Source organism: Bacillus cereus group sp. BfR-BA-01383, from assembly GCF_022663495.1.
Lineage (GTDB): Bacteria > Bacillota > Bacilli > Bacillales > Bacillaceae_G > Bacillus_A > Bacillus_A cereus_AU.
Map to the genome: position 1 here is coordinate 97,170 of NZ_JAKUFP010000007.1, position 14,149 is coordinate 111,318.

Sequence of the window (14,149 nt, forward strand, 5' to 3'; positions counted from 1 at the left end):
GACCTATCGACTATTTTTTCACGCCTTTCAGCGACTCTCTCAGCACAAATTTTTGTAATTTCCCACTCGCATTACGAGGAAGTTCATCCACAAATAAATAATGACGTGGGCGTTTATAGTCTGCTAGTTCGTCACTTTCTTTACAATACGTTTCTAAATCAGCTTCTGAAATATTATCATCTTTCTTTACAACGACCGCAACGACACGCTCTCCCCATAGTTCGTCTGGCTCACCAAGTACTGCAACATCTAATACACCAGGGTGACTATGAAGGAAATCTTCAACTTCACGAGGGTAAATATTTACCCCACCGCTAATTACCATATCATCAACGCGATCTGCAACAAATAAATAGCCGTCTTTATCGAAGTAGCCTAAATCACCAGAATGGTACCATCCTTTATACATTGATTTTGCATTTGCTTCTTCTCGATTATGATAACCAGCCATCATAGTCGGGCCGCGTAAAATAATTTCCCCTACTTCATAAGGAGGCAATACATCATCTGGCTCTGCCGGTGCATCTTCGTTCGGTTTGACAATTCGAATTTCATGGCTAAAGCACGGTGTTCCCGCTGAACCAGCTTTTGTAATTTGATCCTCTTCTACGAGAAACGCAACAACCGGTCCCATTTCTGTCATTCCGTAAATTTGGACAAGATCAATATAAAGACGCTCTTTACATTCCTTGACTAACGCTGGTGCCATTGCAGCTCCGCCATAAACCCCAATCTTCATCGAAGTTAAATCATACTTAGTTAGATCTTTTTGCAGCAACATATTCCACATCGTTGGTGCTGCAAAAAACGTCGTAATCTTCTCTTCTTGAATGGTATGTAATACTCTATCCGTATCAAAATGATGTAAAATAACATTCTTTCCGCCAACTTGAATGCGCGGTATAATCCCAGCATTTAACTCGCCGCAATGATATAAAGGTGCGACTACAAGCCCGGCGCTATCCCTGTTATATTTTATGAAATACGTACAAATCATACTATGCTCAGCCATATCACGATGGCGATGTAATACGCCTTTCGGATGACCAGTCGTACCACTCGTATAAAGCATAGAACAATAATCCATTTCATCGACTACAATATCTACTTGTTCAGCTGATGCTTCATTTACTTTTTCATGGTAAGAACTAGCATAGGAAGGTGTATCGTCTTCTACATACCAAAAAGACGAATTTGGAAAATCTCGTTCAATCATAGCAACAGTTGATTCAACTGCTTTTTCAAAGACAACTACTTTCGAGGCTGCATCTTGGAGGATATACGATAATTCTTTTGCTTTTAAGCGGAAATTAATCGGGTTAAAGATCGCCCCAATTTTCGCACAGGCTAAGTAAACGTTTACAAATTCACGACAGTTATATAAGTAAACAGATACACAATCTCCCTTTCTTACTCCTTCTTTCAATAGAGCTTGCGCCGTTTTATTTATTTGCTCATCCCACTGCTTATATGTCCAGCGAATATTTTTTTCTGGTTCTACTAGCGCCTCTTTATTCGGATACTTGCCAACTGCTAAATCAAAAATTCTCCCTATCGTCATGTACATGCCAACAATTTCCCCCTTTTCTCTTTCATAAATCTATCATTTCGTCTATAAGTAGACATTGTCCTCTAATAATATGACTAATTTTTCTGATTATTATCGACATAGTTTTACAAATGGACCGTTCAACGGTAAATGAAATTATACCGGTGATTTTTAAGATATATCGATTTACCAACAAAAACTGACAACAATAGTCCCCTATATTAAAAAGAGGCCATCCCAAAATTGGGACAGCCTTCTTCTCCTTACACGAATAGCTCTTCTAAAATTTTCAGTTTATCTTCTGTATATTTCACGAAGCCATCGTTATATGATTTTGGATCTTTCGGATTTGCAAAGTGTGTAATTGCTCCTGTTTGTGGGTGAACAAATTTACTCGATGCCCCGCAACCAAGTCCGATAATCGATTGTACTTCTTCCATAATGACAATGTTGTAAATACTTTCTTGCGTAGGCATTGCATACCCAACGTTCTCTAAGTTACCTAAAATATTCTTTTGACGATATAGGTAATATGGTACGTAATTATGCTTTTGCGTCCACTCTTCAGCTTCATGCATCATCGCTGTAATTTCTTCACGACCTGCTACTTTATATTTACGTTTGTTTTGCGTCATTTCAGAAGCACGTTTAAATGATAACGTATGAACTGTTAACGATTCTGGCATTAACTTTTCTGTTTCATCTAACGTATGCTTGAAAATATCTAGCCCTTCACCAGGAAGACCAATAATTAAGTCCATATTAATATTGTTCATTCCCATTTCACGAGCTAAATGATACTTCTCAATTGTTTCTTCTACAGTATGATGACGTCCAATTGCTTTTAGTGTTTCTTGATGGTATGACTGCGGATTAATACTAATACGGTCAATGTTCCATTTATTTAACACTTCTAACTTTGCTGGTGTGATTGTATCTGGGCGACCTGCCTCAACTGTTACTTCACGCACATTTTGTACATCTGGGAACGCTTCATACATTTCTTCATACAGCATATCCATCTCTTCTGCTGTAATACTTGTCGGTGTACCGCCGCCGTAATAAATCGTCGTAACTTTCACACCTTTTTCTTTTAAAAACTTACCAATTTCACGAACTTCATAATGTAAACCGCCTAAGAATGAGTCGACTGATCCTTGGCGTCCGTTAATTGCGTAAGCTGGGAATGTACAGTATGCACATTTCGTCGGACAGAACGGAATACCAATATAAATACTCACTTCTTCTTTTAAGCGGTATAAATCCGGAACAACCGCTAATTGGCAATCAACAATACGCTGAAGAAGTTCAATTTTTTCTTCATGAATTAAATAGCTTTCACGAAGCTCTTGATGTGCTTCTTCTTTTGACATACCACTTTGAAGCATTTTATGAAGAAGTTTCGTCGGACGTACTCCCGTTAAAATGCCCCAGCTTTGTTCAAGTCCAGTTAACTGCTGAAGAACAGAAAGATATACGTAAGAAACGACGTGTTTCACTTGCTTCATACGCTCTTTTTCGTCTGTAAAAGCAGATAAATCTTTCGCGAATGTTTCTTCATACACATTTCCTGTGCTAACATCTGTTAAACGAGCTGATGCTTTCACATTCTCTTCAATGTGTATATCAACGATAAGATTTGCTTCCTCTTGTTCAAATCCAATCGTACTCTCTTCAAAAAATAAGCCGCCAATATTTTGCAGCGGACGTAAAAAACGATCATCTTGTAACGTTTTAATTGAAATTAACAACATTATCACCTTTTCATTTGCAAACTCTCTTTAGTTTACTTGAAGGGCGTTTGTAGGTCAATACAGAAGGTTTTACCTTATTTTATAAGATGATTATTATTGTATATTTTGGAGTTACTTTACGTTTACAATTACATGGTAAAGATGATTTCGTGCTTTTTCTTTTGATTTTCTATAGCCTTCGCCTTAATAAAAGATTTATTTCTGCTTTCCTACACATACTTAAAAGTAGGAGACTTCTTTCAAATTGTGTTAAAATTTTATGAGATACTATTCAATATACATTAATAAAAGGTGAGGGTACCCAGTGAACAAGAACAACAATACATATTGCACTATGGTTATATTTGGAGCAACAGGAGATTTAGCAAAGAGAAAATTATTTCCTTCTATATATAGCCTATATAAAAAAGGGCAGCTCTCTAAAAATTTTGCTGTTGTTGGTGTAGCGAGACGTGAATGGAGTGACGATATATTTCGTGAAAATGTATTAGCCTCTATTCAAGAGTCAAAAATTGAACCAGGGAATGATTTAGATGAATTTTTAACTCATTTCCGCTACTTAGCGTTTGATGTTACGAATACTGCTTCATACCAAGATTTGAATGCATTAATTACTAACCTTGAAGAACAATTCAATATTCCAGGAAACAGAATGTTTTATATGGCGATGGCTCCTGAATTCTTTGGAACAATTGCTTCTTACTTGAAATCAGAGGGCGTGACAAACTCAAGTGGCTGGAATCGATTGATTATCGAAAAACCTTTTGGACATGACTTGCCATCCGCACAAAAATTAAATGAAGAACTTCGTCACGCATTTGCGGAAGATGAAATTTATCGCATTGACCATTATCTAGGAAAAGAAATGGTTCAAAACATTGGCGTTATTCGTTTTGCAAACGCAATATTTGAATCATTGTGGAATAATAGATACATCTCTAATATTCAAATTACATCCAGTGAATCTTTAGGTGTAGAGGATCGCGGAGGGTACTATGACAATTCCGGTGCCTTAAGAGATATGATACAAAACCATATGTTACAAATGGTTGCTTTACTGGCAATGGAACCGCCAATTCGTTTAACAACAGAAGAAATCCGAAGCGAAAAAATTAAAGCATTACGTTCACTTCGACCAATAGCAGTAGAAGAAGTGGATCAATATTTTGTGCGAAGTCAGTATGGCCCAGGAACAAGCAACGGAAAAGAAGTTCCTGGGTACAGAAGCGAAAATAAAGTGGATCCAAACTCAAGAACGGAAACATTTGTGGCGGGTAAATTATTAATAGACAATTTCCGCTGGGCTGGTGTGCCGATCTACATTCGTACAGGTAAACGCATGCAAGAGAAATCAACAAAAATCGTTATTCAGTTTAAAGAATTGCCAATGAATTTATATTCTAAATCAGAAAACAGCGTTCATCCGAACCTGCTTATTATTCATATTCAGCCGGATGAAGGAATTTCTCTTGTTTTAAATGGTAAGAAAATCGGTACTTCTGAAAAGACGAAACCATTTAAACTTGATTACTGCAATGACTGCGTAGACGGAGTAAATACACCAGAAGCTTATGAGAAGCTGCTGTATGATGCAATTCAAGGCGATGCAACAAACTTTACTCACTGGGATGAAGTAGCGTTATCATGGAAATTTGTTGATGTTATTTCTAAAGCATGGAAACAGGATGTATCAACCGATTTACTTACTTATGAATCAGGATCAATGGGACCTCAAGCTTCAGATGATTTGCTTGCAGAAAACGGCTTCCATTGGTGGCCAATTTCAGATGATAGTGACTACTCAATCTAATCATAGCAAAGGCAAAAGGAGCATTTGCTATGAAAAAAGTATATGACATTACAGTACCTATTTACGAAGGAATGCCTGTATATAAAAATAAACCGGAAAAACAGCCTCAACTTTCTAAAGTTACAAACGGTCATGTAACAGAATCCACATTAAAAATGGATGCTCATACAGGAACGCATATTGATGCGCCTTTGCATATGATCAATGACGGAGACACGTTTGAAACACTTGATATCGAGAAATTGGTGGGCGAAACAAAGGTTTTTGACCTGACACATGTTGAAGGCGGTATTACTGCTGAAGACCTGAAAAATTTTGATATTCAAAAAAGTGATTTTGTCTTATTTAAAACAAAGAACTCCTTTGATGAAGAATTTAACTTTGATTTTATTTAGCTGAAAGCGGTGCGAAGCTGCTTGCTGAAAAAGGCATTCGCGGTGTTGGTATTGATGCATTAGGTGTTGAACGTGCACAAGAAGGCCATCCAACTCATAAAACACTATTTGCACACGATATTATTGTAATCGAAGGATTAACATTTAAAGAAGTAGAAGCAGGAACATACTTTATGGTCGCAGCCCCATTAAAACTAATGGGTACAGATGCAGCACCAGCGCGTGTGTTATTATTTCAATAAAATGAAACTGCCCGTTAATGCAGGATAAAAAAATGGACCAAGATTTCAATCTTGGTCCATTTTTTATTTTATATCCATTTCGTATGGAATGTACCTTCTTTATCTACTCGTTTATACGTATGTGCTCCAAAATAATCGCGCTGCGCTTGTAACAAGTTTGCAGGTAATGTTGCAGTACGATAGCTGTCATAGTAAGAAATCGCTGCTGAAAATGCAGGTACCGGAATACCTTGTTGTACAGCCAATGAGATAATTTGACGTAATCCGCCTTGGTATGACTCCACAATTTCTTTAAAGTATGGGTCAAGTAAAAGATTCGGTAAGTCAGTGTTCTTCTCATAAGCTTCTTTAATGTTCTGTAAAAAGGCTGCACGAATAATACATCCGCCTCTCCAAAGCATAGAAATGCTGCCAAAATCAAGGTTCCAGTCATATTCCTCAGAAGCTGCCTTTAATTGCGTGAATCCTTGCGCATAAGAACAAATTTTACTCATATATAAAGCTTGGCGCACTGCTTCAATTAATTCTTCTTTTTCAATTCCAAGCGCTGGTTTATCTTTAGGGCCAGATAATAATTTGCTTGCATGCACACGCTCTTCTTTTAAAGCAGAAATACAACGTGCGAATACAGATTCTGTGATAATCGGAAGAGAAATACCTAAATCAAGTGCACTTTGGCTTGTCCATTTCCCTGTGCCCTTTTGTCCCGCAGTATCAAGAATAACATCCACTAATGGCTTTCCAGTTTCTTCATCTTTCTTCGTGAAAATGTCTGCTGTAATCTCGATTAGATAACTGTTCAGTTCGCCCTTATTCCATTCAGCAAATATTTCATGAAACTCTTCTGCAGTCAAATCAAGTGTTTGTTTCAAGAAGAAATATGCTTCACAAATTAATTGCATATCTCCATACTCAATACCGTTGTGAACCATCTTTACATAGTGGCCCGCCCCATTAGGTCCGATATAAGAACAGCAAGGCTCGTCATTCACTTTTGCAGAGATATTTTCAAGCATATCCTTCACTTTTTCGTATGCAGCCTTCTGTCCACCCGGCATAATAGACGGTCCCTTCAATGCACCCTCTTCTCCGCCTGACACACCTGCTCCAATGAAATTGATTCCTTCTTCGGCAAGACGTTTGTTTCGGCGAATTGTATCGACAAAGTATGTATTACCGCCGTCAATTAAAATATCACCTTTATCGAGGTAAGGAAGCAGAGAATCAATCGCCTTATCTGTAATTTCCCCTGCATTAACCATTAACAAAATTTTTCTAGGTGATTCAAGTGAGTTAACAAACTCTTCAACCAGATGAGTACCAACCATGTTTTTACCACGGTTTTCCTCAATGATTTCATTTACTTTCTCCTTTGAAATATCATATAGGGCAACAGAATACCCTTTACTTTCAAAGTTAAGTGCGAGACTTTTTCCCATAACGCCCACACCAACAACTCCAATTTGTTGCTTTAGCATATTTCATCGTTCCTTTCTATGCATGTTACTCTGTCTATATTATAGTATATATACCTAAAGTAACAATTAAATCAAATAATCCATCTTATTCATTTCAATATGCTCCGCCAAGATGCGTGCAAAAGGTCATAGGAACACGGCAAATCGCCATCAAGTTAAAAAATAAAGAGAAACTTCCATCCTTATCAATTAATCATGAAAAATCACATCATCCAACTTCCGTACCCCTTTTACTGTCTAGAAAGGTCTATACAAATAAGCTTAGTAATAAAGTAAATCCTAATCCGGCTACGGAAATGATAGTCTCAAGCAAGGTCCATGTTGCAAATGTTTCTTTCATGCTTAAACCAAAGTACTCTTTGAACATCCAGAAACCAGCATCGTTCACGTGTGAAGCAATTAAACTACCAGCTCCTGTTGCAAGGACAACTAAAGCAAGGTTAACGTCAGAGTGACCTAACATCGGGATCACTAAACCGACAGTTGTTAATGAAGCAACCGTAGCAGACCCTAATGAAATACGTAAGATGGCAGCGATAATCCATGCGAGCAAGATCGGTGATAATGAAGTTCCTTTGAATAATTCGGCTACATAGTTACCAACGCCGCCATCAATTAATACTTGTTTGAAGGCTCCGCCTCCGCCAATAATTAAGAGCATCATCCCAATATTTGAGATCGCTGTTGTACAAGATTCCATCACATTTTTGATTGGAATATTTCTTGCCAATCCCATTGTATAGATCGCAACTAATAAGGATATCAACATGGCAGTATCCGCATTCCCAATAAACTGGATCGCTGCTAGTAAACTATTATCTTTAAATCCCATTGTTTTTTGCAGCAAAGTAATAATTGTAGCGATTGCCATTAAAATAACAGGCAGTAAAGCGGTAAAAACACTCATTCCAAAGCCAGGAGTTTCTTCAAGTTTAAATACTCTCTGCTCGCCTAAAGATTTGATATTACCAGTTTTTGTGAATGCTTCAGGTACTAGTTTTTTTGCAATTTTAGTAAATACAGGTCCAGCTAAAATAACTGTTGGAACCGCTATCATAAAACCATAAAGTAATACTTCACCGATATTTGCATGCAACTCACCAGCGATAGCAGTTGGTCCTGGGTGTGGCGGTAAAAATCCGTGTGTTACAGATAAAGCTGCTGCCATCGGAATACCGAGATATAAGATAGAAACTTTTAATTCTCTTGAAATAGCAAATACAATCGGAATTAATAATACTAATCCTACTTCAAAAAATAATGCAATACCGATAATAAATGAGGCAGTCACAACAGCCCATTGAATGTTCTTTTCACCGAATTTTTTCACAAGTGTCATGGCAATGCGTTGTGCGCCCCCAGCATCTGAAAGCAGCTTACCTAACATCGCACCAAGTCCAAAAACGAGTGCTAAATGACCAAGTGTTCCGCCTAATCCTGTTTCAATGGTTTTAACAATTTTTTCTGGCGGCATTCCAAGTGCTAAAGCAACGCCGAATGATACAATGATTAATGAAATAAAGGTATTTAATTTAAAGCGCATTATCAGTAAAAGTAATGCTAAAATCCCAATTGCTACAATGACTAATGGCATCGTAATTCCCCCTAATATTAGCTGTATTTGTGTTTATCCCCTATTTTTTTGGTAGTAACCCCCAACCTCAAAATGTAAAGAGCGACGAGGAGTGGGGATCACTGATAAAAGTTTTACTTTATTAAATTTCTTTGATAATTAGCAATTCGTGTATAATCGTCTTCTAATACTCTTGATAGGTTGATAAATATCGGTAGTAACTGTCTATATTCTTTTGTTGCTTCTTCTTTTGGTGTGTGTTTGTAGGTGCTGCCAACCATTTCGGAAACGATTTCAAAAGAATCAATTTTCCCTGTAGCATAGAGACCTAATATACATGCACCTAGACAGGAGCTTTCGTAGCTTTTTGGAACAACGACTTCAGATGAGAAAATATCGGACATCATTTGTCGCCAAACATCAGACCTTGCGAAGCCTCCTGTTGCTTGAATACGGGTCACAGGACCGTCCATGCATTCAGTTAATGCTAAAAATACGGTGTATAAATTATAAATAACGCCTTCTAAGGCTGCACGAATCATGTGTTCCTTCTTATGTGACATAGTTAAGCCGAAGAATGAACCACGTACATCTGGATTCCATAATGGCGCACGTTCACCTGCGAGGTATGGATGGAATAATAATCCGTCTGCGCCAGGTCTCACTCGTTCAGCAATTTTGGTTAATACATCGTATGGGTCAATTCCTAGTCTTTTCGCAGTTTCTACTTCTGATGAAGCAAGTTCATCGCGAATCCAGCGGAGGACCATCCCTCCATTATTTACCGGTCCACCAATTACCCAATGTTTTTCCGTTAAGGCATAACAGAATATTCTTCCTTTTTCATCTGTTTGCGGCTTGTCAATGATGGTTCGAATGGCACCACTTGTCCCGATTGTGACTGCAATCTCGCCTTTTCTAATTGCATTCACACCTAGATTAGAAAGCACTCCATCACTAGCACCAATGACAAACGGTGTTTGTGAATCGATACCAATCTTTTTAGCTAAATCCGGATTGCAGTTGCTAAATATTTTGGTGGTTGGTACGAGCTCAGATAATTGAGCAGGTGTTACACCAGCAATTTTTAAAGCTTCTTCATCCCAATCTAGTGTTTGTAGATTCATCATCCCCATGCATGAAGCGAGAGAATGATCCACAACATATTGATCAAATAATTTTTTAAAGATATATTCTTTTATTCCGATATATTTTTTCGTTTTGACTGCGATTTCAGGATGGTCATTCACAATCCAAGTAATTTTACTTAATGGTGACATGGGGTGAATGGGTGTTCCTGTTCGTCTATAAACTTCATGGCCATTCAGTTCATCTTTGATTTTATGTGCCCATGCCTCACTGCGATTATCTGCCCAGGTGATACAAGCTGTTAGCGGATGGTCATTTTCATCCATGGCAATGACACTGTGCATGGCGCTACTAAATGAAATAAACGATGGTTTTTTATCTGAATGATGTCTCGTTATATTTGAAATCGCTCGCAAAACAGCTTGAAAAATCTCTTCTGGATCTTGTTCCGCTGTAGATATATCCGGTGTGCGAAGTGGGTAACCAATATTCTCTATTTGGACGACTTCGCCTTTTTCAGTAAATAATACTGCTTTGGTACTTGTTGTACCGATATCTATACCTAACATATAGCTACTCATGTTCTTGCTCTACTCCTTTAGATAACATTTGTTGTGACATCCAGAGGTCTTCAACTTCCCCTTGAACATCATCAAAGTTTTGATGTAAGGCCTCAATCATGAGGGCTCGATCTTTTGATTCAATCGCTTTTATATAAAGCTCATGATTTTTGATAATCCGTTCAAAGTCTTCATATTTTTCCTTGAAACGGGTACGCATTGATAAAAGGATTAAGCTTTCCATAACAGGCTTTAAATTATTCCACATCATCAGGATATGGGAATGATGAATAGTGCGAATGATCGTTTCATGGAATAAGACATCTTGATAAGAAAACTCATCAGCATCATGATATTTAATAGCGATTTTCATCATTTCTATAATTTTATTCAGTTCCTTTACTAACTCATTCGTGTCCATTTTTACAAGCCGTTCAAAGATAAACGTTTCTATTAGTAAACGAACATCGTATATTTCTTCAATTTCTTTTTCAGTTAAACCAATGACAACTGCGCCCATTCTTTCTAAGCGAATGATATTTTCTGAGGCCAGCACTTTTAATGCTTCACGAACAGGTGACCGACTTACAGAAAAATCGGCAGCTAATTTATTTTCTGATAGAATAGTACCGTTTTCAAATTTACCTGCAATAATACGCATTCTAAGTTCGCTCGCAACACGATCACCAGTAGAAGCTTTTGAAAGCCATTTTTCAGGATAAAGAAATTCCATTGATTCCGTCATAACGTCACCTTCTCATGTTAATCAAGTATACTTGTATACAAGTATTATAACTCGGATTTTTAATTATGCAAGCGCTTTACTTTTTGTGTCGATTTTTTAGGGGAACAGCCGAGATATTGGAATTATCTTAACTTCGATGAGAGAACAATTGAAATATCAATTGTTCTCTCATCATTTACATGTATTCAATGTAAATATTGGTTTAAATAAAGTTTGCCCTTTTAGGGGTATCGCCACACATCCATCAACTTAAGAATTTGGACTATTCTTGAAATTAAAAGCGCGTTACTATTTTCTTATATTAATGAGAAAGGGTGACGTGCTTTTTATGAATATGCATCAAAAACAAGAGTTGTCTTTATTTGCCGAAGAGTTATATCGATATATGTCTCCCGCTACACTTAATCAATTAGCTATAGAAGCTGGCGGAATGAAACGAAAACGTAAGTGCCATGGGCACCATTTTCTATCTTTGTGTGTATGGTTAAATCAACAAATCGCTACTACCTCTCTTACTCAACTTTGTAGTCAGTTAGAAACCTCAACAGGAGTTTTATTAAGTCCGGAGGGACTTAATCGACGTTTTAACTCAGCTTCTGTAGCTTTCTTTCGAACTGTATTTACTACACTTCTACAAGCTAAAATTGGAGGGTTATCTAAGATTTCTCATTCTCTTTCAGCTTACTTTGAGCGCATTTGCATCCTTGATTCTACAACTTTTCAAGTTCCAGATCGATTCGCATCTACTTATCCTGGTGCCGGAGGATGTAGTCATAAAGCTGGTGTAAAAATTCAATTAGAGTATGACTTGCTCAGTGGAGAATTCTCTGATGTGAAAATTGAACCAGGAAAACGAAGTGATCAGGCGTATGGTGCGACTCGAACAGGCATGATACAAAAGAATGAATTATATATTCGTAACTTAGGATATTTTCGTTTACAAGACTTTAAGTCTATCCAAGATAAGCAAGGATATTATTTATCACGTCTTAAATTACCAACTAAAATATATAGAAAAGAATTCGAAACAGTGGTATTTAAAACAAAACCCGCTCAATTGAGACCGGTATATATACAAGTTCATTTGGAAGACATCATGAAACAATTACAACCTGGCCAAGTGTACGAGTTACATGATGTATATGTAGGGAGCAAAGACAAACTGCCTACTCGTATTGTGGTTTATAAATGTACGGAGGAGCAAAAACAGAAACGCCTACATGATCGAGCTATTCGTGAAAAGAAAAAAGGGATTACATATACAGATCGTACGAAGCTTTTACAAGGAATTACGGTATATATGACAAACATTCCTACGGAATGGGTACCAAAAGAGAAAATCTATGATTTATATTCACTGCGTTGGCAAATTGAGCTGTTATTTAAAATATGGAAATCTTGGTTTCAAATTCATCGTTGTAAATCTATTAAACAAGAGCGGCTAGAATGTCACCTTTATGGACAACTCATTAGTATCCTATTATGTTCTTCTACTATGTTTAAAATGAGAGAACTCCTGTTACGTAAGAAACAGAAAGAACTAAGTGAATATAAAGCGATGTACATGATTAAAGATTATTTCTTACTTTTTCATCAAGCATTACATAAAAACACCCAAGAATTATCAAAGATTCTCCTTCGTCTGTTTAACCTCCTACAGCGAAACGGACGAAAATCCCACAGATATGAGAAAAAAACGGTCTTTGATATTTTGGGCGTTGTTTATGAGTATACCACTTCCATTCATCAGGTAGCATAATTATAGTGAAAAAATTGTAACCCGTCAGGGTTTATTTGATATGCCTACTTTTAGGGTATCTATAAAAAATAATGAAAAACTACATGGAAAGATCCGCATTTGTATAAACATATACCTTAAGTTGATGGATGTGGGGTATCGCCACATCACAATCAAGCTAAGACAAGCGAATACCCCAATAAGAGAATAAATAAAAAAAAAGCGTGTTTTGAAAAAAAATTGATCAAAACACGCTTTTTCTATATTCAGTAGCCAAAAAGCTACGTTTTTCTCTCATTGTTTCGGTGTATATTTATGATTCTTTAAAAACGGCAGTGGGAATTGCTTACGGAAGTGTTCTTTAATCATGTACTCTACACCATTTTCACTATTCGAACGTGTAATCCAGTCTGCAGCTTGCTTTAATTCTACAGGAGCGTTCCCCATCGCTACCCCGAGTCCAACATTTTCAATTACCTCTAAATCTTCCATGCTATCCCCAATCGCAACCATTTCATTTAGCGAAATATTTAAATGCTCTCCAAGCAATTGTAATCCGCGTAACTTTGATACATTTTGCGGTAAAATTTCTACTCGTTTCGAATCACACTCCACATACACTATATCTTGGAATGCTTTTCTTAGTGTATTTAGCCCTCTTTCTTTTTCACCTTTACTATGGAAAATTACATCAATTTTCGGTGCCGCTACCGGATGATCACGAAGCGCATCACCTAACGAATCTACAAATTGAACCGGATAAAATAATGGATCTGCGCTTGATAATACAGTACGAGCAATTATGTTTGGTGTATTTCTCTCACGATTCCCTATCGAAAACCGTTCATGAGAAATGCGTACATTACAATCAAAGTGCTCTAATACTTGCACAATGTTAAAAGTCTTCTCTTCGGATAATCTCCTTTGGACATACGGCTTATCTATCGTCGCTGAAACGAAAGCACCACCGTGTGTCACTAATATAGAATCTAATTTTAATGCCTTTGCTACTTTATGAGCGGATTGAAAATTACGATTCGTGAATAATGTAACGTATACATCTTTTCTTTTCACAAATTCAATCGTCTCCCGTAATCCTTTAGCGATTTTTCCGTTGTTGTATAGTAGTGTCCCATCTATATTAAGAGCTAGTAAGCGATAAATCATGTCGCACTCCCCCTCTTCGCTGTTGTACTCTATCCATAATTTATGAAAT

General features: G+C 37.2%; 9 protein-coding genes and 1 pseudogene. 3 read left to right on the forward strand and 7 right to left on the reverse strand.

Going from position 1 to position 14,149, the window contains the following annotated elements; translation table 11 throughout:
* Positions 1-10 precede the first annotated feature (10 nt).
* Positions 11-1,567, reverse strand: a complete 1,557-nt coding sequence (locus MR065_RS09690) for a fatty acid--CoA ligase (protein WP_242213490.1) — start codon at positions 1,565-1,567, stop codon at positions 11-13.
* Between the two features lie 245 nt (positions 1,568-1,812).
* Complete coding sequence (locus MR065_RS09695; RefSeq protein ID WP_242213491.1) at positions 1,813-3,303, reverse strand: coproporphyrinogen III oxidase; 1,491 nt, start codon at positions 3,301-3,303, stop codon at positions 1,813-1,815.
* Positions 3,304-3,637: 334 nt separating this feature from the next.
* On the opposite strand from MR065_RS09695, the gene zwf reads away from it, so the two are divergent.
* A complete protein-coding gene (gene zwf / locus MR065_RS09700; protein ID WP_218014976.1) occupies positions 3,638-5,113 on the forward strand; it encodes a glucose-6-phosphate dehydrogenase in 1,476 nt (491 codons plus the stop codon).
* A gap of 29 nt (positions 5,114-5,142) precedes the next feature.
* Positions 5,143-5,750, forward strand: a pseudogene (locus MR065_RS09705) (cyclase family protein).
* 68 nt (positions 5,751-5,818) lie between these two features.
* On the opposite strand, the gene gndA reads toward MR065_RS09705, so the two are convergent.
* The 4 genes from gndA to MR065_RS09725 form a co-directional block, all read right to left on the reverse strand.
* Positions 5,819-7,228, reverse strand: a complete 1,410-nt coding sequence (gndA, locus tag MR065_RS09710) for an NADP-dependent phosphogluconate dehydrogenase (RefSeq protein WP_242213492.1) — start codon at positions 7,226-7,228, stop codon at positions 5,819-5,821.
* A gap of 247 nt (positions 7,229-7,475) precedes the next feature.
* Positions 7,476-8,822, reverse strand: a complete 1,347-nt coding sequence (gntP, locus tag MR065_RS09715) for a gluconate permease GntP (protein WP_242213493.1) — start codon at positions 8,820-8,822, stop codon at positions 7,476-7,478.
* 113 nt (positions 8,823-8,935) lie between these two features.
* Positions 8,936-10,471 carry a gluconokinase gene (gntK, locus tag MR065_RS09720; protein ID WP_242213494.1) on the reverse strand — a complete coding sequence of 512 codons (1,536 nt, stop codon included), beginning with the start codon at positions 10,469-10,471 and terminating at the stop codon, positions 8,936-8,938.
* Positions 10,464-11,195 (reverse strand): GntR family transcriptional regulator, encoded by a 732-nt coding sequence (locus MR065_RS09725; protein WP_242213495.1) that lies wholly within the window; start codon positions 11,193-11,195, stop codon positions 10,464-10,466. The genes gntK and MR065_RS09725 overlap by 8 nt, the downstream gene beginning before the upstream one ends.
* Positions 11,196-11,523: 328 nt before the next feature.
* Between MR065_RS09725 and MR065_RS09730 the strand changes: the two genes are divergently transcribed.
* A complete protein-coding gene (locus tag MR065_RS09730; RefSeq protein WP_242213496.1) occupies positions 11,524-12,954 on the forward strand; it encodes an IS4 family transposase in 1,431 nt (476 codons plus the stop codon).
* A 273-nt stretch (positions 12,955-13,227) separates the two neighbouring features.
* On the opposite strand, the gene MR065_RS09735 is transcribed toward MR065_RS09730, so the two are convergent.
* A complete protein-coding gene (locus tag MR065_RS09735; RefSeq protein ID WP_000640397.1) occupies positions 13,228-14,100 on the reverse strand; it encodes a Cof-type HAD-IIB family hydrolase in 873 nt (290 codons plus the stop codon).
* Between the last annotated feature and the right edge of the window lie 49 nt (positions 14,101-14,149).